General features: G+C 70.4%; 20 protein-coding genes and 1 pseudogene. 3 read left to right on the top strand and 18 right to left on the bottom strand.

Going from position 1 to position 19,450, the window contains the following annotated elements; translation table 11 throughout:
* Window positions 1-144 precede the first annotated feature (144 nt).
* The 14 genes and pseudogenes from AB0B50_RS00420 to AB0B50_RS00355 form a co-directional block, all read right to left on the bottom strand.
* On the bottom strand, window positions 145-375 hold the full coding sequence (locus tag AB0B50_RS00420; RefSeq protein ID WP_362323269.1) for a hypothetical protein: 231 nt from the start codon (window positions 373-375) through the stop codon (window positions 145-147).
* Window positions 376-735: 360 nt separating this feature from the next.
* Entirely contained in the window at window positions 736-2,181 is a 1,446-nt protein-coding gene (locus AB0B50_RS00415) for an alpha/beta hydrolase (protein WP_362323266.1), read from the bottom strand.
* 178 nt (window positions 2,182-2,359) lie between these two features.
* A complete protein-coding gene (locus AB0B50_RS00410) occupies window positions 2,360-2,710 on the bottom strand; it encodes a DUF4190 domain-containing protein (RefSeq protein WP_362323263.1) in 351 nt (116 codons plus the stop codon).
* Window positions 2,711-3,233: 523 nt separating this feature from the next.
* Complete coding sequence (locus AB0B50_RS00405; RefSeq protein ID WP_362323260.1) at window positions 3,234-3,668, bottom strand: Hsp20/alpha crystallin family protein; 435 nt, start codon at window positions 3,666-3,668, stop codon at window positions 3,234-3,236.
* A gap of 143 nt (window positions 3,669-3,811) precedes the next feature.
* Complete coding sequence (locus AB0B50_RS00400) at window positions 3,812-6,211, bottom strand: glycosyl hydrolase family 65 protein (RefSeq protein WP_362323257.1); 2,400 nt, start codon at window positions 6,209-6,211, stop codon at window positions 3,812-3,814.
* On the bottom strand, window positions 6,208-7,002 hold the full coding sequence (locus tag AB0B50_RS00395; RefSeq protein ID WP_362323254.1) for an HAD-IA family hydrolase: 795 nt from the start codon (window positions 7,000-7,002) through the stop codon (window positions 6,208-6,210). Before AB0B50_RS00395 ends, AB0B50_RS00400 begins: the two co-directional genes overlap by 4 nt.
* Window positions 6,945-7,964, bottom strand: a complete 1,020-nt coding sequence (gene gap / locus AB0B50_RS00390; protein WP_362323251.1) for a type I glyceraldehyde-3-phosphate dehydrogenase — start codon at window positions 7,962-7,964, stop codon at window positions 6,945-6,947. The genes AB0B50_RS00395 and gap overlap by 58 nt, the downstream gene beginning before the upstream one ends.
* 155 nt (window positions 7,965-8,119) lie before the next feature.
* Window positions 8,120-8,692, bottom strand: coding sequence for a universal stress protein (locus AB0B50_RS00385; RefSeq protein ID WP_362323248.1), 573 nt, complete (start codon window positions 8,690-8,692; stop codon window positions 8,120-8,122).
* Between the two features lie 110 nt (window positions 8,693-8,802).
* Window positions 8,803-9,228: pseudogene (locus AB0B50_RS00380) on the bottom strand (universal stress protein); the annotation flags it as partial.
* A gap of 186 nt (window positions 9,229-9,414) precedes the next feature.
* Window positions 9,415-9,918 carry a hypothetical protein gene (locus tag AB0B50_RS00375; RefSeq protein ID WP_362323245.1) on the bottom strand — a complete coding sequence of 168 codons (504 nt, stop codon included), beginning with the start codon at window positions 9,916-9,918 and terminating at the stop codon, window positions 9,415-9,417.
* 151 nt (window positions 9,919-10,069) lie between these two features.
* Window positions 10,070-12,028, bottom strand: a complete 1,959-nt coding sequence (locus AB0B50_RS00370) for a caspase family protein (RefSeq protein WP_362323242.1) — start codon at window positions 12,026-12,028, stop codon at window positions 10,070-10,072.
* Window positions 11,997-12,374, bottom strand: a complete 378-nt coding sequence (locus AB0B50_RS00365) for a hypothetical protein (RefSeq protein ID WP_362323239.1) — start codon at window positions 12,372-12,374, stop codon at window positions 11,997-11,999. Before AB0B50_RS00365 ends, AB0B50_RS00370 begins: the two co-directional genes overlap by 32 nt.
* Before the next feature lie 22 nt (window positions 12,375-12,396).
* A complete protein-coding gene (locus tag AB0B50_RS00360) occupies window positions 12,397-13,446 on the bottom strand; it encodes a nitroreductase family protein (protein ID WP_362323236.1) in 1,050 nt (349 codons plus the stop codon).
* Window positions 13,447-13,613: 167 nt separating this feature from the next.
* On the bottom strand, window positions 13,614-14,450 hold the full coding sequence (locus AB0B50_RS00355) for a universal stress protein (protein ID WP_362323233.1): 837 nt from the start codon (window positions 14,448-14,450) through the stop codon (window positions 13,614-13,616).
* A 209-nt stretch (window positions 14,451-14,659) separates the two neighbouring features.
* Between AB0B50_RS00355 and AB0B50_RS00350 the strand changes: the two genes are divergently transcribed.
* Window positions 14,660-15,583: a universal stress protein gene (locus AB0B50_RS00350; RefSeq protein ID WP_362323230.1), complete on the top strand. Its 924-nt coding sequence runs from the start codon at window positions 14,660-14,662 to the stop codon at window positions 15,581-15,583.
* Window positions 15,584-15,627: 44 nt separating this feature from the next.
* Here the strand turns inward: AB0B50_RS00350 and AB0B50_RS00345 are convergent, their stop codons facing one another.
* The 3 genes from AB0B50_RS00345 to AB0B50_RS00335 are packed head-to-tail and all read right to left on the bottom strand — an operon-like array spanning window position 15,628 to window position 16,870.
* Window positions 15,628-16,140: a flavodoxin domain-containing protein gene (locus tag AB0B50_RS00345; protein WP_362323227.1), complete on the bottom strand. Its 513-nt coding sequence runs from the start codon at window positions 16,138-16,140 to the stop codon at window positions 15,628-15,630.
* Window positions 16,137-16,430, bottom strand: coding sequence for a hypothetical protein (locus tag AB0B50_RS00340; RefSeq protein ID WP_362325086.1), 294 nt, complete (start codon window positions 16,428-16,430; stop codon window positions 16,137-16,139). The genes AB0B50_RS00345 and AB0B50_RS00340 overlap by 4 nt, the downstream gene beginning before the upstream one ends.
* Complete coding sequence (locus tag AB0B50_RS00335; protein WP_362323224.1) at window positions 16,373-16,870, bottom strand: OsmC family protein; 498 nt, start codon at window positions 16,868-16,870, stop codon at window positions 16,373-16,375. Before AB0B50_RS00335 ends, AB0B50_RS00340 begins: the two co-directional genes overlap by 58 nt.
* Window positions 16,871-17,156: 286 nt before the next feature.
* Here AB0B50_RS00335 and AB0B50_RS00330 point away from each other — a divergent pair, with 286 nt between their 5' ends.
* Both AB0B50_RS00330 and AB0B50_RS00325 read left to right on the top strand, forming a co-directional pair.
* A complete protein-coding gene (locus AB0B50_RS00330; protein WP_362323221.1) occupies window positions 17,157-17,432 on the top strand; it encodes an SHOCT domain-containing protein in 276 nt (91 codons plus the stop codon).
* A 119-nt stretch (window positions 17,433-17,551) separates the two neighbouring features.
* Window positions 17,552-18,625, top strand: coding sequence for a hypothetical protein (locus AB0B50_RS00325; RefSeq protein WP_362323218.1), 1,074 nt, complete (start codon window positions 17,552-17,554; stop codon window positions 18,623-18,625).
* A gap of 134 nt (window positions 18,626-18,759) precedes the next feature.
* On the opposite strand, the gene AB0B50_RS00320 is transcribed toward AB0B50_RS00325, so the two are convergent.
* Complete coding sequence (locus AB0B50_RS00320; protein ID WP_362324987.1) at window positions 18,760-19,137, bottom strand: STAS domain-containing protein; 378 nt, start codon at window positions 19,135-19,137, stop codon at window positions 18,760-18,762.
* Window positions 19,138-19,450: the final 313 nt, after the last annotated feature.

Here is a 19,450-nt window from a genome sequence, read left to right as displayed (position 1 = left end):
GCGCATATGTCGTACGTCCGGTGGGCAGGGCGCGCTCCCACTACACGCCCTGCTCCTGGCTCAGCGCACGCGTCCCCGCGGCTTGAGGGCAACCGGCGGGAGTTCGGGGGGGGCGGCAGAGGAGCACCGCCACAGCCCCGCACCTCACCGAAGCGGGGGCTCGGCTTCGTCGACGAGGCCGGGAAATCCGGCGGCGCGCTCCTGCTGTCCGGGGAGGCGGGCGTCGGCAAGACAGTGTTGCTGGATGCTGCGGCCGTGCATGCCCACGGCACGGGCATGCACGTCGTGCGTGCCGCCGGTGTGGAGTTCGAGAGCACGGTCAGCTTCGCCGGCCCCCATCAAGTCCTTCGACCACGCATGGCCGGGCTTGACCACCTGCCCGACGCCTACCGCAGGGCACTGAGCGTCGCGTTGGGCCTGGACGACGGGGCACCTTCCGATCAGCTGCTGGTGTCGAACGCGGCGCTGGAGCTGATCACCCTGGCCTCCGACGGGCGAAAGCCACGACGGAAGCACGCACACACCTCGGTGCCGCGCACGACACCTTCGAGAGACTCGGCGCCCGCCCCTGGGCGGCCCGGGCCACGGGCGAACTGCGGGCAACCGGGCTCTCCATCGGCCATGAGGGACTGCCCGGAAACAAGGCGCAGCCGCGCCCGGGAACGCTCGGGGGCAGAGACCGTAGTGCGTTCCCGGGCAGCTCGGCGGCGTATGGGACGGGAAACGTGCGGGGTGCTACTTCCGCCCGGTCGTGGCCTGGCAGGTCAGGTCCTTGGCGGGGAGCCTGCCCGTGGTCAGGTAGAGCGTTGCGGCCTTGTCCGCGCAGGGATTGCCGTCGGGCGCGTAGAGGACGCCGTGTCCCTCGCCGCCGGCGACGGTGAGCATCCGGGAGCCGCGCAGGGCCCGGTGCATGGCCCGGCCGGCGAAGAGGGGTGTCTGGGAGTCCCACTCGTTCTGCGCGATCAGCGCACCGACCGTGTTGTCGATCCTGGTCTGCGGCTCGCTGCCCTGTTGCCAGAAGGCACAGGGTGTGATGGCGGCCGCGAAGTCGCCGTACAGCGGATACCGGGCCCTGTCGCGGATCGCCTCGCGGCGGTAGCGCTCGGGGTCGTGCGACCAGGTGCGGGTGTCGGCGCACATGAAGGACCAGGCGGTGGAGAGGTAGTTGTCGTCGGGCTCCTGGGCCTGACCGGGTGTGCCGGACGGAGCCGGGCTCCTGCGCTCGGCCGCCTTCTTCAGCCCGGCGATCCGTTCGGCGGCCTTCTGGAGGTGGAAGAACGTGCGGTTGTCGGCACGGATGCCGTCGCCGGTGAGGGTCTGTCCCTCGAAGGAGACGGGCTTGCGGTTCGCCCGCGCGATCAGGTCCCAGTAGGTCTTGCGGACCTCGGCCGGGGTGTCGCCCAGTCCGTAGGTCGTGTGCCGACGGGCGGTCCATGCGGTCCAGCGCGTGAAAGCGCCCTCGGCCGCCTTCGCCATGTCCTGGAACATCCCCCGGTAGATCCGGGTGGGGTCGGTTGCGCTGTCCATCACGATCCGGTCGGCCCGCTGGGGGAACAGCTGCATGTAGACGGCGCCGAGGTAGGAGCCGTAGGACATCCCCAGGTAGGAGATTGTCTTCTCGCCCAGCGCGGCGCGGATGACGTCCATGTCACGGGCGCTGTTGCGGGTGGTGAGGTGCGGCAGCTTGTCACCGGCCCTGGCCCGGCACTTCCCGGCGACGGTACGGGCCCGGTCCACGTCCTTGGCGAAGGTCTCCGCCTTGTACGGATGGTCGGCCTGTTCCTCGGCGGTCAGCCCGCAGCTGACGGGAGAGCTCTGCCCGGCGCCCCTCAGGTCGAAGCCGACGAGGTCGTAGCGCCGCTTCACCTCCGCCGGGAACTTCAGGAGCGGGTCGACAGGCAGCCGCAGTCCCGGTGCGCCGGGGCCGCCCGGGTTGAGCAGCAGAACGCCGTGACGTGCCTTCGTGCCGGCTGCCTTCAGCCGGGATATCGCGAGGCCGATCGTCTTGCCGCCGGGGTCGCTGTAGTCCAGCGGCACCTTGAGCGTCGCGCACTGGAAGGTGGCGGGGCCCTTCGCGTCGCAGCGTTTCCACTGGAGCTTCTGCTGCGTGTACTGCCGCAGGGGGTCCTTGGCGGTGGAGGGGTCGGATGCCGTGGGCGCGGCCGAGGCCGTTGCGGGCATCAGCGCCGAAAAGGTGGCCGCCGCGAGGCCGGCAGCGAGTAGAGGGGCCTTGCGAGTGTTTCTGCTTCGCACGATGATGCTCGTCCTTGTCGAGAAGAGTGGGCAGCCGGTTCACCGGTGAAGGAAGGTCAGGGAAACTCGGGGAAACTCGGGGAAACTCGGGGAAAGGAAAGGCCGTTCAGTTCCCGTTCAGGTGCTCGCGGACGCACTGCGTGTACTGGTGGAAGCTGTCGGGCTGGTAGCACTCCTGCGTCTTGTTCGCGTACCAGACCATGAAGACGGCGACCAGCCCGGACATCACGATCGCGAGGGACGACGTCACCACGGCGGTGACGGCCTTGCCCCGGCCGACGCCGGTGCGCTTGGCCGTTGTCAGCGCGGCGATGCCCAGGATCAGGCCGATCACGGCGAGCGGGCCGCCGAGGAAGACGACCGAGGTGCACAGGCCGATGATGCCCAGTGTCATGGCGGCCGTGGCCAGACTGTTCTTCGACGCTGTCCGGCCCGCGACCATTTTGTTCGGTGCCATTCCGTTCGGTGCCATTCCGTTCGGTGCCATTCCGTTCGGTGCCATTCCGTTGGATGCCACTCCGTCCGGTGCCATTCCATCCGGTGCCGTCCGAGTCCGTACAGCCTGGTCCTGAGCGGACACCGTGTGATTCATCGGCGTCTCGATTCCCTGGGCGTTCATCGGCCCGTCCTTCCGTCCCGTCAACTGGTGAGGCCCCGATTCTGGTCTTCGGGGGCCCACGGGCACATCGCGGGAAGGCGGGAGAATTCGCTCCCCCGATCGGGGGAGGCCGCCGGTGGGCCGTCCGCTCATAGAAGAGCGCACCCGATGTCGTCGGCCGCCGCATCGCCGACGGACCGCACCTGGGAGCGACCACGCACTCGGTGATCCACCACGCCAGGTCCCCGACGGCGATCGTCCCGCACCCCTGAAGGAACGCGCCACCGAATCAATACGCCGCGCCGCCGAGCGGGCACACGAAGCGCCCACGCGGCCGGGCCGACTCGGCCGCGCGGGCGAGTGCGGCACGCGCGGATCGCGCTCAGGAGTGCCGCACCGGGATGGTCCTGGTGGCCTGCTTCCCCTCAGGCACCGGGACCGTGATGGTCAGAATGCCGTCCTTGTACTCCGCGACGGCCTCGTCACCGCGTGCGCCGACGGGCAGCCTCACGACGCGGGCGAAGGCCCCGTAACGGAACTCCGTGTGGCCCTTGTCCACGCCTTCGGCGCTGCGCTCGGCGCACAAGGTCAGCGCTCCGTCCGCCACAGTTGTCTCGACGTCCTCGGCGGGGTCGATGCCGGGGAGTTCGGCACGCAGGGTGTACGTCCCCTCGGTGCCCTCGGTGAGGGACTCCTCGATGTGGATTCCGTGCGCTCCCGCTGTCGTGTGCCGTCCGGGAATCCCGGCCTCGATCCAGCCGAACAGGTCGGGCAGCACCTGCGGCCAGTTCGACAACCGGTCGGTGATGCCGTTCATCTCGCCCTCCCTCGGGCCTTGTTGTCGCACGTCCCGCCACCAACGGCTCGGGGTACTCCTCCTCACTTCCAGCGTCTCGCCTCAGCCCGGTACCGGCGAAGGCCGACCGGTCCCCTGTCAGGTCCGCCCGGCCCCGCCCTCCATCAATCCGGGAGCGTCAGTTCGCAGGACTCCCCCGGCCCCACCGAGACGGTCCGCCCGGGCAGTTCGATGTCGATCGGCGACCGGTCGGACGGGGGGACGCTGATGTGCAGCCTGCCGGGGCGCATGCGCAGCTGGATGCCCCAGTGCCCGCGATAGCGCAACGCGAAGCCGTACTCGGAGAGTTCGGGCAGGGGCACCGGGTCCAGCCACAGGGCACCGCCCCTCGTCTCCAGGCCGGTCAGGCCCCGCTGCACGAGGTCGAGCGTGCCCGCCATCGCGCCGAGATGGATGCCCTCCCCGGTGGTACCACCCTGGAGATCCGCGATGTCTCCCTCCAGCGCCTCCTGCACGAACTTCCAGGCTCCCGCCCGCCGCACCCTGGCGAGCACCCAGCCGTGCACGAGACCGCTGAGCGTGGAGCCGTGGCTGGTACGGCTCAGGTAGTGGTCGACGGTGCGCTGCCAGGTGTCCGCGTCCAGGCCGTACCCCAACCGTTCGAAGAGGGTGCGCAGTTCGGCCGGGGAGAAGAGATAGCCGAGCATCAGCACGTCGGCCTGCTTGGAGGCCTGGTAGCGGTTGACCGTGTCGTCCTCGGCCTCCAGGATCCGGTCGAGGCGCCGGATGTCGCCGTAGCGGGCGCGGTAACCGTCCCAGTCCAGCTCCGCGAGATCCCCGTACCCTTCGAACTGGCTGATCACCCCGGCGTGGAAGGGCACATACAGGGTCCGTGACACGTCCTCCCAGGCTTCGACCTCCCCGCCGTCGAGGCCGATCCGTTCCACGAGTTCCCGCCTGCGCGGCTCGGGCAGGGCCCGCAGGACATCCAGGGCCCGCGCGAGCACCCAGGCCGCCGTGACGTTCGTGTACGCGTTGTCGTCGAGCCCGGGAGCCGAGGCCCCCGGGTAGGCGTCGTGGTACTCGTCGGGGCCGACGACGCCACGGATGCGGTGTCGGCCCAGACCCTCGTCGTACGTCGCCGAGTCCGCCCAGAAGCGAGCGATCTGCAGCAGCATCTCCGCGCCCTTGGTGTGCAGGAACTCGGCGTCGCCGCTGGACTCGCAGTACTGCCACACGTTGTACGCCACGGCCGAGCCGACGTGGTGCTGGAGCCGGGAGTGATCCGGCAGCCAGCGCCCCGAGCGCGGGTTGAGGTGCAGCTTCTGTGTCTCCTCCCGGCCGTCGCTGCCGCTCTGCCATGGGTACATCGCCCCCGTGCGCCCCGCCGCACGTGCTGCCGTGCACGCTTGTTCCAGGCGTCGGTGGCGGTAGTTGAGCAGCGCCCGGGACACCTCCGGAAAGTGCAGGTTGAGAGAGGGCAGGACGAACAGCTCGTCCCAGAAGACATGGCCGCGGTAGGCCTCGCCGTGCAGTCCGCGGGCGGGCACGCCGACGTCGAGGTCGGCGGTGTGCGGCGAGAGCGTCTGCAGGGTGTGGAAGTGGTGCAGCCGCAGGATCCGGCCCGCCTCACCGGGCACTTCGAGTTCGGCCCTGCGCCACAGCTGTTCCCACGCGGTGAGGTGCGAGTCCAGCAGCTCGTCGAAGCCGGGCGCCCGCACGACCCGGTCGAGGGCCGCCCGCAGGGGATCGCTGATGGCCGGGTCGCGGGAGGTGTGCAGGGCGACGGTCTTGTCGACGGTGACGGTGCCCCCGGCTTCGAGGGCGAGTTGGAAGCGCTGGACGACCCGGCCCGTCTCGTGCCGCGTCACCCCCGTCGCTGGGTGCGCAGTCGTCCGGGCGGCCAGCCCCACCCGTATGTCGGAGGTGGTGGTGCGGCAGCGCAGCCACACGGTGCCCGCCTCATCGCCGTCGCCGGTGTGAACGTGCGTGAGGTGCGTGGAGTTCAGCTGACGGTAGCGCGGCACACCGGCATTGGTCACCGTCCCGTCGAGTGCGGCCTCCACCTCCAGTTCCGCGGGCGATCCCTCGACGGCGAACTCGGTGCGCAAGAGGGCGAGATGCGGGTCCGCCATGTGCACGACGCGCAGCTGCCGCACGGTCAGCACATGTCCGTCCCCGTCCTCGTACCGCAGGTTCCGCTCCAAGACGCCGGCCTGCAGCTCCAGGCTCTGCCGCAGTGCGACGAGCGCGCCGGAGTCCGGGGTGAGCCACTCCCCCGTGCCGCTCTCTCCCTTCAGGCGGTAGCGCAGGGGCAGCCAGTCGGGCAGATTGACCATGTCCTCGTTCTCGACCTGCCGTCCGCCGACCAGCGAGGTGAGCCGGTTGTAGCAGCCCGCCGCGTACGTCCCCGGATAGTGCACGTCGTCGGCCGGGCACTCGGGGGCGGCACCTCGGGTGGCGAAGTAGCCGTTGCCCAGCGTGCAGAGCGACTCACGAAGCCTCTCCTCGGCCCGGTCGTACCCCTCGTACACCCAGTTCCAGTCCCCGACCGGGTCCTTCATGAGCGTCCTCCGCCGTCACCGAGCAGCTCTTCCAGATCGTCCACCACGACATCCGCCCCGCGTCGCAGCAGCGCCGATCTCATGCCCGCCGTCGCGCTTCTGTCCACGCCGATCACCATGCGGAATCCTCCGCGCCGCCCGGCATCGACTCCGGCGAGGGCGTCCTCCACGACGGCGGCGTCGAACACGGGCACCCCGAGGCGGCGTGCCGCCTCCACGAAGAGCGCCGGGTCCGGCTTCCCGGCGAGGCCGAGCCGCGCCGCCTCTCCGCCGTCGACGAGCACGTCGAAGAGCTGCAGAACGTCGGCGTGCAGGAGGAGTTCACGGGCGTGCCGGGAGGCCGAGGCCGCCGCGAGCGGGAATCCCTCGTCGCGCAGGACCCGCAGCAGGCGGACCGTTCCCGGGTAGGCGTCGATGCCCTTGCCCCTCAGCCGCTCGACGAAGAGCCGCTCCTTGTCCGCGGCCACCGCCGCGACCGTCTCGGCGGGCAGCCGCAGCCCGCGCGAGGCGAGGAACGAGGCGGCGCCGTCGAGGCGCGACTTGCCGTCGACATGCCGCAAGTAGTCCTCACGCACGTCGAACGGCCGCCCCTGCTCCGGGCGTTCGGTCGGATACTGGGCCAAGAAGGTGTCGAAGGCCTCCTTCCAGGCCGCGGCATGCACCCGTGCCGAGTCGGTGATGACCCCGTCGGTATCGAGGACGACACCTCGCACATCGCGCAGGACCGCGGGAATCACGGCCGTGCGGCGACGTAGGAGACCAGGTCCAACAGCCTGTGGCAGTAGGCCCATTCGTTGTCGTACCAGCCGAAGACCTTGACCAGGTCTCCGTGGGCCAGGGTGAGGGCTGGGTCGAAGACGCAGGAAGCCGCGTCACCGATGACGTCGCGCGAGACGATCGGGGCCTGTGACACCCGCAGGATGCCGCGCAGTCGGCCGGCCGCCGCCGCCTCGAAGGCGGCGTTGATCTCCTCGGCGGAGGTGTCCCGCCGCAGAACCACCGTGAGGTCGGTGAGCGATCCGTCTTCGACCGGCACACGTACCGCCAACCCGTCGAGCAGGCCGTCGAGTTCGGGGAGGACGAGGCCGACGGCACGGGCGGCTCCCGTGCCGGTCGGGATGATGCTGAGGGCCGCCGAGCGGGCCCGGCGCAGATCCTTGTGCGGGCCGTCGAGCAGGGCCTGGTCGTTGGTGTAGCCGTGGACTGTGGTCATCAGGCCCTTGGTGATGCCGAAGCTCTCGTGCAGGACACTGACCATCGGCACCACACAGTTGGTGGTGCAGGAGGCGGCGGAGATCACATGGTGCCGGTCCGGTTCGTAGGCTTCGTGATTGACGCCCATCACGAGGGTCGCGTCGGCGTTCCTGCCGGGCGCGGAGAGCAGCACCTTCCGTGCGCCCGCCTTGAGGTGGAGCGCGGCGGCGTCCCGGTCGCGGAAGCGCCCGGTGGACTCGATGACGATGTCGGCCCCGTGCCCGCCCCAGTCGAGCGCGGCCGGATCACGTTCCGCCGAGACAGCGACGCGCCGACCGTCCACGGTGATCGAGGTCTCGTCGTGGGAGATGTCGCGGCACAACCTGCCGTACGTCGAGTCGTACTCCAGCAGGTGCGCGAGGGTCGCCGGTGGAGCGATGTCATTGACGGCCACTATCTGGTAGACGTCGCCGCCCCCGGCTTCACTCCTTTCCAGGGCCGCACGCAGACAGTTACGCCCGATGCGTCCGAATCCATTGACGCCAACTCGGATGACCATGAGCAACTCCTTTTCTCCGTACGTGAGTTACCACCTTGCCCGCGGCATCGCCGCTCCCCCTTGGGCCATGGTGCCGCTGCCACGCGGTTCCGTGCAGATGGCCCGTCGCAGGACTCGCCCGGCCCGCCGGACGAGTCACCGGTGCGCGACGCCGGTTACCGGGCAGCCGGCGCGCCGCCCCACGGCACGGGCGACCGAACCGATCCGTGTGCCTCGGCGCGAGAGGGCTCACGCAAGCGCTGCCCCACGACGAGCAACGAGGCACCATCGGCCGCCGACGGAAGGGGGGCCACGGCTCTGCCCTTCTCCTGCTCGCCCGCCCGTACGACCACGACGGGGCGCTCGACGCGGGCGATGCCCCCCAGGGCGACCGCCCCGAGGGGGAGAGCGAGGACGTCCCGTCGCCCGCGCCGACCGAGCACCAGCATTTCCGGGCCCTCCGCGGCACGCGCCAGGGCCAGGGCCGCCGGGCCCTCGACCAGTGCCTCCTGCCACCGGAGCCCGGGAAACCGGTTCCCGATGCGGGCCTCGACCGCACGCCGCATACGCGTCGCCTCGGAGCGCCGGGCCGTGTTCGCCGACACTGAGATCAGCAAGTACGGGCTCCGGCTCCATGCGTACAGCAGGCGCAGCGGCCGCTCCCGCAGCAACGCCTCCCTCGCCGCCCACTCGGCCGCAGCCAAGCTCTCGGCGGATCCATCGACACCGACGACAACGGGTCGCCGCATGACCAGCACCTCCGGAGAAGGCCCCGTGGGGCGGGATGTCCGCCCCGTCGAGGCACGATGACGACCGGGCAGTCGGCATGACGCAACAACACATGGGCCACCCGGCCGAGTTGCGGTCCAAAGCGGTCGGAGCGCCGCCGGGCACCCAGCACCAGAAGATCCGCCGCTCCCGTGCGTCCACTCGGCACTTCGTGGGCGGGCCCCTCGATGGCGACACACCGGACGGGCACATCGGGGTGATCACGTGCCCCTGCGCGCAGCGCCACATCGAGCAGCATGGATGCCTGACGCTGGTGATGGCGGGCCGATTCGCCCACGATGAGCGGGTGATCTGTCGTCTCGTGCGCGGGACAACGCCAGGCGCGCACCGCGTCCAGCGCGCAATGCCGCGCCTCGGCTTCTTCGAGAGCGAACCGGACAGCCGCGACGCCGGTGGCGCCCTCGCTCACCCCGAGCGCGACACGGCCGTGCCCGCCCTTGCGGCTCTCCTCGCCGCCGCGCACCACGACGACGGGACGGAGCGCGCGGGACGCCATCGCGAGGCTCACCGAACCGAGCAGCAGCCCGGGGAGCGCGCCCCTGCCGCGTGAACCGGTCCCGAGGCCCCGCAGGTCGGCCTCGTCCACGGCCCAGTCGACCGCCGCCGGACTCGACGCCGAATCGTCGCCCCCCACGATCAGGGAAGGCTCCATCGCCCCCACCATCCCCTGGCTCTCGCTCCGCTACTTCGCGGTGTCCGCGCGTATGCCGGAGATGTCCATGGTCGCGATGTCCGACTGGACGACCAGATGGCTGTGGTGGGACCGGTGGTGCCGGTCGTGCCACGTCAGCGTGACGCGCGTCCAGCAATGACCCATGCCGCTGTCCTGATAGGTGACCTTCCACGCGGTCGGCACACCCTTCGCTCGAAGGACTCCGTCCCGGTGATGCGCCGTCTCCCAGCGGACCAGGCTCTTGCGCAGACCGGGGGTGAGGTAGTGGTGGCGCAGGCTGTTGGCCAGGGAGCCGCGGCCCGCGTCGTGCAGGACGTCGATGTAGGTGCCGTAGAAGTCCGCGACGTGGTCGACCGTCGACGTGGGGCTTCCGCTGCGCACGGGAGCCACCGCGCCCTCGTGGGACAGCGTGTCTCTCATCGCGGGACTCGCGCCCGCCGTCGGAACGGTCAGTGCCATCAGAAGAACGGAGACGGCCGCTGTCCGGCGGCGCGGCTTCGGGAATGCGATCATGGCAACTTCCCCCTCTCTCACTGCCATTTCATCTCCGCCGCCCCGTGGCGCACAGGGGCCAAGTGGCCTTGTGGTCGGGCCCGTTGACCCGGGCCGTTCACCGGATTCACCGGGAACCTCACGCTGCGACCGCCCGGCCCGGGACATGGAGTCACCACGTACGCAGGGTCTTGCCCGTGTCCACGTCCCACAGCCGGACCGTTCCGTCGTCGGCTGCCGTGGCGAGTCGGCGGGCTTCGGGAGCGAAGGCCAGGGCGTTGACGGCGGACGTGTGGCCGGTGAGGGCGGAGACAGGGGCGTCGGCAGCGGGGTCCCATAGCATCACTTCCCCGTCGAAGCCGCCGCTCGCAAGGCGGGTTCCATCCGGGCTGAATGCCAGGCTCACAGAGAAGTGGCTCGTCTCCTCGAAGTCCGTGTCCTGGAGGTCCGTGTCGTCGAGTGTTCGGATCGCCCGGCCCGTGGCGGGATTCCACAGTCGGACGGCTCCCTCCGTACTCGCCCCGGCGAGTGCCGTGCCACCAGGGCTGAACGCCAACTTCCAGAAGCCTTCTCGGCCGGCCTCGACGGAGCGGATCCGTTGGCCTGTGGCAGGGTCCCACAACCTCACCGTCTGGTCGTCACCGGGATCGAGGGCGCTTCCGGCCGTTGCCAGCAGGGCGCCGTCGGCGCTGAACGCCGCACTGGCGACACCGTTCTCGTGGGCGACGATCGAGCGGAGCGGTTTCCCGGTCCGCGGGTTCCACAGCCGGACGGCCCCGTCGTCTCCCGCGCTCACGAGCATGCCACCGTCCGCACTGAAGGCCACTTCATTCACCCAGTCGTGTCCCCTCAGCCTGTGCCGCACGGCACCGGTGACCGGGTCCCAGAGGCGTACGGTGCCGTTTCCGCCGCCGCTGGCGAGAGTGCGGCCGTCCGGGCTGAACGCAAGGCTCACCGGATCGTGACCTTCGGCCCGCAGCGTGCGGACCGTCTTGCCGGTGACGGGGTCCACCAGACGGATCGAGGCGTTCTCCGTCACGCCGTAACTGGCCTTACCCGTGCGGGTGGCAGCGAGAATCTTCCCGTCCGGGCTGAAGGCCACGCTTTCGCCGGACACCACGCCCAAGTCGTCCGAGCCACCTCGCTTCCCGCCATCGCTGCCCGCGCCGCCGCGGGCCGACAGGACGAGTCCGGCCGCGAGCGCGCCGATGAGGCAGGCGGCCACCAGAAGCGACAGCAGCCGGTGCGCGCGCAGGCCGCGCAGCCGGACAGCCGCGCGTACGCGCAGCCGCTGCCACCGGGGCAAGGGAAGCCGTGACGGCACCTCGGTACTGACGCCCGGTCGTCGGCCGGGCGGGCAGCGGGCCAGCAGGATCGAGCCCTCCACGCGGTAGAGCGACAACTCCGGGTGCTGCGGGGCCCGTTGGCCCCGCAGCACCCGGGCCGCGTACTCGTGCGCATCGACCACGGAAACGCAGCCGTCGCCGTCCGTGTCCGCCATCCCGGTGCGGATTCCCTCGACCAGGGCCCGCGTGTAGCGCGAGCCGGGCATGACGGCCCCCTTGATCCTCTTTCCCTCGAAGGAGAACTCCGTGGAACGTGAGGCGGTGAGGACGGCGCGGCCGCGTCCCTCCCGGAAGCGCACCACCACTCCCACATCGTCGGACGCTTTGACGTGCCGGTCGTACGCACCGCTGAAACAGCAGTCCAGGATGAGGACTTGGCGGCGCGCCCGGCACTCGTCGAGCCGGTCCAGCAGCCAGCGGGCCTCGATCGCGGTCGAGCCGAGCCGCTCCTTGTCCGTGTCTCTGGTGGCGAAGTACAGCTCCGCGTGCTGACCGAGGACACCGTGGCAGGACAGGTACAACAGGACGACGTCGTCGGCCGCGCAGGCATTCAGGACGTCCTCGACGACCTCCTCGACCCGTCGGCGCGGCGCGTCGATGACCGACCTGACGTCGAATCCGCCGAATCCCGGAGCGGAGAGAAGGTCCTGCATGGCCGCCGCGTCCTCGGCAGGCGCCCGAAGCCGTCGCAGCGACGTGTCCGTGTAGGCAGAAGTGGCCACCACCAGGGCGTACCGACGTGCGGAGCCTGGATCAACGAGTGCTGTGACGGGCGAGGAAGGCATGGATCAATTGGTCCAGCTGGGCCGGAGTGGCGCCTTCGACCTTCAGGGTCTCGCCGTCCAGCGTGAGCTCCACTGTGCGGTGGGTGCGCGCGGTCCAGGCGGCGACGGCCGCGAACAGCGCGGTCAGGGAGGCGGCTTGCGAGGGAAGCTCTACCAGCAGCCATCCCATCCATGAGCCGAGGCCCTTGGCGTGCTCGGGTGCTCGGGCCGCGGGCAGGGGGCCGACCGACTCGACGTCCAGTTCCGCGAGTTCGGCGGCCAGAAGCCGTGCGCTGCGGTCCAGTTCGGCCAGGTCTTCGCCCGGGAGCGGTCGCACTCCGAGGGCCACGCCGACGACGGCTGCCATGTTCCTTCCCCCCTCTGCTCGTTCACTTCTCTCCCTCGATATGAGCAGCACGCCGCAGCGACGGCCAAGGGCCTAACGGGGCACCGTCCTGTTCGAGAGCGAGGTCTGCGCGCTGTCGGGGAGTCGCAGGCCCCTCGGGGCCGTAGCCAAGGCGCATCAGCATCTGGACGTGGTCGAGTGGCGCGTCGGCCGCCCGCAGGTACCTGCGCAGGTCCGGCCACTCCATGGCCTGGTGCAGCAGCGAGGAGCGCAGGCCGTGAGCCGTCGCGACGAGGAGCGCGTGCTGAAGGGCCTGGCCGGCACGCAGCCAGTCCGTGCGCCGGTCGTGACGGGTGGCGAGCACCGTGATGGTGGGCGAGTGCTCGAAGGGCCGGGACGGCAGGTCGTCGAGGTACCGCCGCGCGGTGAAGTCCCGCATCGGGATCTGCTCGAAGGAGTCCTGCGGTCCGAGTGTCGCTGCCGGTATGCCGAGGCCGTCGTCTCCGCCCCCGGCCTCGGTGCGCACCCATCGTCGGCTTTCGATGCCGCGCTCCGCCTCGGCGTGATTGCGCCGCTCCGCTTCGGTTGTCACCCGCAGCAGACGGTCGGTCTCGTGCGGGCCGGGAAGCGTCAGGGAGACGCCCTCCACATGCGCGGCCGCCGCGATCTCAGCCAGTGCGGACACCGGGGGACGCCTGTCGCAGAACGGAAGTCTGCTGCTGTGCCTGCGCCAGATCGCGTCGTACAGGTCCGCCCGGTGCTCGACGCCGGGGCGCGCGCGACCGGCGATGCGCACGGTCACGAGCAGATCGGGATGCTCCGGGTCCGTCAAGAGCCGCGTGACCGGCTTCCAGCCCAGATGAGCCACTGCCACCCGCAGGTTGAAGGCCGCGGCACCGACCGCCACATGCAGGGCGCGCCCATGAGGATCGGCGTAGGGCAGACCCCGTTCGACGGCGGCCCGTATCTCCACGGTGAGGGTGTCCGGGTCAAGGCGGAAGCGCCAGGGCTGTGTGTTGTACAGCGAGGGTGCCGCAGTCGCCGCGGAGACCAGTTTCTCCAACGTCGACGCGTCCAGGCGTGTGCTGTGCATGGGACCCTCCTCACGGACGGGCATCCAGCAGGGTCGGGAATGTCGCCTGTCCGACTGCCGCCACTCAGTCTGTGCCGGTCATCGCGGCCCGGCAGAGAGGCCGTTGGTCCCGCACGAGAGGCCGAACGGGCACAAGAGCCGGGCAGTACGAGGAACATGACTGATCGTCACGACGGGACCACCGCCACCGGGCACCTGGCACGGCGCACCAGGGCGTCCACGACCGGCCCGAGACCGCCCTCTCGGCGCCGTCCCACCACCACCAGCTCGGCGCTGTCCGAGGCCCGCACCAAGGCCTCGGCCGGGGCAAGCAGCACGATGTCCTCCAGAATCCGCGCCTGCGGATACTTCTCGCGCCAGGGCACGAGCACGTCGGACAGCAACTGCACCTCGTGGTCCTCCCAAGTGGCACGGTCCGCTTCCGGTACGGGCAGAGGCAGCCTGCCTGCGGCGGGCGGGAGTGCCCAGGCGTGGAGCGCGTGCAGCCGCACGCTCCTGCGGCCCGCGAAGTCCAGAGCGAAGTCGGCGGGTCCTTCGGCCGGATGACGGGCGTCGAGGCCGAGCGTCACCTTGTCCGGCCGACGCCTCGGTCCTTCACCGACGAGCCCGCTCGGCACCACGACCACCGGACCATCGGCGGACGCGGCGACGCCGTGCGCCACCGATCCCAGCAACAGACCGGCGAAGCCTCCCGCTCCCCGTCGGCCGAGCACCGTCATCTCCGCGGTGGCGGCACAGGCCGCCAAGGCGGGGACCGGCGCCCCTGTCAGCCACGCGTCCTCGACCGCCAGCGCCGGATGCCGCACCGCGAGCTCCGCCACCACATGGTCCGCCACGGTCTCGGGGCGGTAGGGCCATCGCCCCACCGGCCCCCGCCCACACGACGGCGAGACATGGGCCACCCGCAGCACCAGCCCGCGCGACAGGGCCTCACGTGCCGCCCAGTCCGCGGCGACGCGGCTGCGCGCCGATCCGTCGACTCCGACAACGACCTTGCCCTCCATGCCAGTTCGCCCTTCGCTCGTCCGCTCGCCCACGGGTCCTGGAGACCAGGGTCCTAATGTCCACGGTCGGCCACACCGACCGGCACGTGCAGGGGCCGGACGGACCCGACAAGGGGCCCTGCAGCCCCTCCACCCCGGCCCGTCCGGAGCACGAGGATGAACGACAAGGAGCACGAGGACGGCGATGGAGCGTCGGAAGGGACCGCATGATGCCGCTGCGACCGGTCATCGCGGGAGTCGACGGATCACCCGAGAGCGTCACCGCCGCGGAATGGGCGGCGTGGGAGGCGCTGCGCCGCGACGTGCCGCTGCGACTGCTGCACGCCCGGCGCCGGGGCCCGCATCCGGCATCCTCCGCCCCGGCGACCGCCGTGTCGGCACGCGAGGTGCGACGTCGCCGGGCCCGGAGCATCCTGCGCGAGGCCGAGAGCCGAGTCAGAGCCACCACCCCGGGCGTACGCCTCACAGCCGAACAGTGCGAGGGGTCGGCCACCGCCGCCCTGTTGCGCGCTGCAGAGCAGGCCGAGGTATTGGTGATCGGCTCCCGCGGGCTGAGTGGATTCACCGGACTCCTGGTGGGCTCCGTCGCACAGGAAGTCGTCGCACGGGTGTCGAGGCCCGTCGTGCTCGTCCGGGCCGACGAGCGCTTCGAGGACGAGCGCCTCCCCGGCAAGGACGGCAGGCCCTCGGTCCGCGCCCCGCACCGAGACGTCGTGCTCGGCCTGAACCTCGGTGATCCGTGCGACGAGGTGATCGAGTTCGCCTTCGAGGCGGCCGACCTGCGCGACGCCCGTCTGCGGGTGGTGTCCGCATGGACCGGTCCGTCGGTGCTCACCCTCGGCCCCGGGGAGATCGGTCTCGTCGACCACCGGGGACGGGAGGCTGAATGGCACGGCTTCCTGTCGGCCTTGCTGTGCGTGTGGCGGGAGAGGTACCCGCGTGTCACCGTCGCCGAGACCCTCGTCGAGGGCGGTGCCGCCACTCCTCTGGTGGGTGCGGCTGCCGGTGCCGGTCTCGTGGTCGTCGGCCGACGCGCGCCTGAAGGGCCGCGGTTCGGCCCGCACGCCGGACCCGTCGCCCACGCCGCGATCCACCACGCCACCTGCCCCGTGGCCGTCATCCCTCATTCCTGAACGTACGGCGACGGCGTGACGGGGACGGTCCATCGGCCGGGTGCTCAGATGCGAGCCAGTTCCCCGGCGATGTCGTGCGACCAGGCGTCGATGGCCGACCAGTCACGGAAGTCCCCGTACCGGCAACCCATCAAGCGGAAGACGAGCCTGCCGGTCACGGGCAGATGGCCGGGTCGAATGACACCTGACAGGAGCCGGTGGCTCCGGTACGGGATGTGTCCGGGAAGGTCTTCCGTGATCACCTCCTGCTCTTTGCGTGCCGCAGCCTTCCGCCACGGCCCGCGCAGAGCGGCGGGCATCCCCACGCTGAACACCCACACAGGCCGCATCTGGAGGAGGTCGTCATTGAGGCGCAGGAAGTCCTTCGCCTGCTCCAGCCATGCCTGCCCGTGCACCGCGCTGCCGAGGACGTACGCCCTGTACGCGTCGGGATCGTCCACCTCCCCCATGCATCGGGCATCGGCCTTCAGTCCGGCCTGTGCCAGGCAGGCCGCGATGTGCTCGGCGATCTCGCGGGTCGAACCGTGTGCGGTGGCGTATCCCACCAGAACGTTCATGTCTCACCTCGGTGTCGAGTGCCGTCCGTGTGCCACGGGACATGTCTCAGCCGTGCGCGACGACCCGCAGACCGGCCCGTCGGGCCGGTGCGCGCACCAACACGGTGGGCCGCCGTCTCCTGGCAGGTGCGTGCGGCCAAGAAGTCCGTGGCGTCGGCGAGCTTGGTGAGTGCGGGGTAGTCGTCCTCCTCGATCCGCAGGTCCGTGCGCTCGGAGAGCAGCTCCACCAGGCTCATGAAGTCGATCGAGTCCCGTTCCAGGGCGTCGCGGAACGTGTCGTCGGGGCGCATGTCCGCGAAGTCGGCGTCGGGGACGATCTGTCTGATCGCGTCCTTGAGGACGTCCAGTGCTTCGGTGTGGTTCGCGAGGTCAACTCCCTTGGATTCTGCAGCAGTCGGTCGACTGCAATGAGGTAGCGGGCGCCGACCGGGGCCACCTGCGGGGGATGGATCACGCCGAGGACTGACTCGTACGGCAGCCGGTGGCGCTGCAGGAACCGGCCCGCGTAGTACGCCACGCACGTGGCGAACGAGGAGACGAACAGCTCCACCGGCGTAGGCCCGTCGTTGTCACCGCCTGCGCCCACCGGCTGGTCCACGGTCAGTTCGTGTTCGCGCACGAACACCGCGTACGCCTGTCCGGCGACGTGGGTGACATCGGTACGGCCCGCGGGCGCCGTCACCACCGGATGAAGCGTCCGCGATCCCTGGTCGGCTGTCGAATCCCTCATCCCCGTCCCTCCTCCCTTGTTGATGGCAGCTGGTGTCCTTCGTCGCCGATGCGGCCGTGCCCCGGCCGCGTCTCACCTGTGCTGTCTGCGGCCATCGTGCCGCCAAACGCGACCCTCGGATCCGGGCCGTGCGGTCCACACCCCGGGACGACCGGCCCCTGTGAGGCGTCCTGCGTGCATGCGATGGTGCGGTGCGGAGGGACAAGTACCGCCGACCGACCGAGTACCGCCGACCAACGGCGAGAGCCTTGCGCCGGAAGCTCGTCCCCCGGGGAGATGACCCGACATGCACTGGCACGACAATCGCGACATGAGTGGCTGGGACTGGTTCACGGTGTCGACCGGCGGCCTGCTGTTCTGGGCCTTGATCATCGCCGCCGTCGTCCTGCTGGTCCGTGCCCTGAACCGCCTCCCTGACCGCTCGTCCCACACGCCTGCCACGGGCTCGGCCGAACAGATCCTCAGCGAGCGATTCGCCCGCGGAGAGATCGACGAAGACGAGTACCAGCGGCGCCTGACCGCGCTGCGCGCAAGTGGCGGCCGCACCGTCACCAAACACTGACGCCGCGCGTCGAAGCACGCGTGGGAGCAGGCGTGCCCGGAGGCTTCCGGCGCGCCCGTCGGCGCGTCGTCGGCAACGGCCCGCAGATCCCCACATGAAGGCAGAAGGGCGGTGCCGTGATGTCCGTGTCCGCGCAACCGGGCCATGCGGCCCATCACCTCGTCCGCGCGGCCGTCACCGCCCCCTCGATCCACAACACACAACCCTGGTTTTTCGTCGGTGACGAACAGGACCGAGCGCTCGAACTGCACGCCGACATCGGCCGGCGGCTTCCACTGGCGGACCCCGACGGGCGCGAGCTCGTCATCAGTTGCGGGGCCGCACTGTTCAACGTCCGCCTCGCCGTGCGGCATCTCGGGTTCACTCCGCGCGTGGAGTACTTCCCGCGCCCCTGGGACACGTCATGCCTGGCTCGGGTGACCTGGGGCTCGTACAGCGCGCCCACCGGTGACGAGGCCCGACTGCACGCCGCGCTCGCTCGGCGGAGAACCGTTCGCGGGCCACTGCGACCGGACCCGCTGCCACCGCCCCTGGTCGACGCCCTGTGCGGTCACGCACGGGCCGAAGGAGCCACCCTGTACGCGGTCCAGTTCCGGGACGACCGCCAGCGCTTGGCGGATGTGGTGCGGACCGCCGAAGCCATCCACCGGACGGACCTCGGGCATGTCGTCGAGCTGGCACGGTGGACGTACTCCGCCGACCAGGAACGCCTGGACGGAGTGCCCGAGACCGCCTGCGCCTACCACCCGGACTACACCCCTTACGCCGGACGGGACTACACCGGCATCACACGCACGATTCCCGCACCACCGTGGTCATTGGCGTCCAGGACAGGTCTGGTCGTCGTGCTCGCCACCCCGCACGACCACCGCGTGAACTGGCTGTGTGCCGGACAGGCGCTTCAGCGCGTCCTGCTGTGCGCCGCGGACCAACGCGTCATGGCCGCCTTCCACACCCAGCCCCTCGAAGTGCCGCGGATGCGCGCACAGATCCGGAGGACGATCACTGCGGACGCCTACCCGCAGATGATCCTTCGGTTGGGCCTGGCCCTGCGCGACGGACATCTGCCCGACCTCCCTCGCCGCCCACCCGACCAGGTGCTCTCCTTGCTCGGTCCGGTGAGACGAACTGGTACCGGCTCCAGGAAGTGCCTCGGCAAGGAGCCCTCCCTCCTGGCGCGGCAGGAACCATGACGATCGGATACGCGATGTCCGCACCGCCCGTCACCGTGGCGGTGATGGCTTCCGCTGGGCGACAGCACACTCGACGACCTGTTCTGGTCGACCCCCTCCACATCAGCTGAGGAGGGGGCCTCCGTCGCACTGCCTCACGCGCCCTGCGCCGAACGGCTCGCCGTGAGTTCACCGGTGGGGGGAAGCGCGCTCACCAAGTGCAGCACTCGGTCGAGCCGGCACATCTTGAGGATTCTGACGGTGAGGGGACGGGTCGCCACCACCTGCAGACGGTGGCCGCTGCCCCGCATGCGGTTGTACGCCCCGGACAGCACTCCGAGGGTGCTGGCGTCGACGAAGGTGGCCGGCCGGAGGTCGACGATCACGTCATGGTCCTGGTCACCGGTCGCCTTCAGGAGGCAACCCGTGAGAGAGGCCGCGGCAAGGAGGTCGAACTCGCCGTGGAGTTCGACGACAACGGCGGCGCCAGTGTGCCGTTCAACGATTGAGTAGCGATCCTGCCAAGGGGACATGGACATGGGGTGATGAGTCCTCACCGCATCATGAGGTTGTAGGGAGACGGTGGAATCCGTCGAGTGCGTGCCGTCGCTGTTCATGACGGCACGCCGGGTGTCGGCAACGGATACGACAGCTGCCGGGGTTGACAGCCGTCTATTCAAACTATTGCCACTGTCATGTGCGGCCACACAGCGGATACGCGCCATCCTCGGCGTCATCGCTCCGCCCGGAACACGGCCCGGTCGGAGCTTCGTTCGGAGCACGGCAGGTTCTGTCGCGGCAGCGGGGAGAGAAGGGGCGGACGCGAACGTCTTTCCGGACGGCAGG

The sequence above is a fragment of the Streptomyces sp. NPDC041068 genome, from assembly GCF_040647455.1.
Lineage (GTDB): Bacteria > Actinomycetota > Actinomycetes > Streptomycetales > Streptomycetaceae > Streptomyces.
The sequence above is the reverse complement of the archived record's forward strand: the minus strand, read 5'-3'. Positions and strand labels throughout refer to the sequence as shown.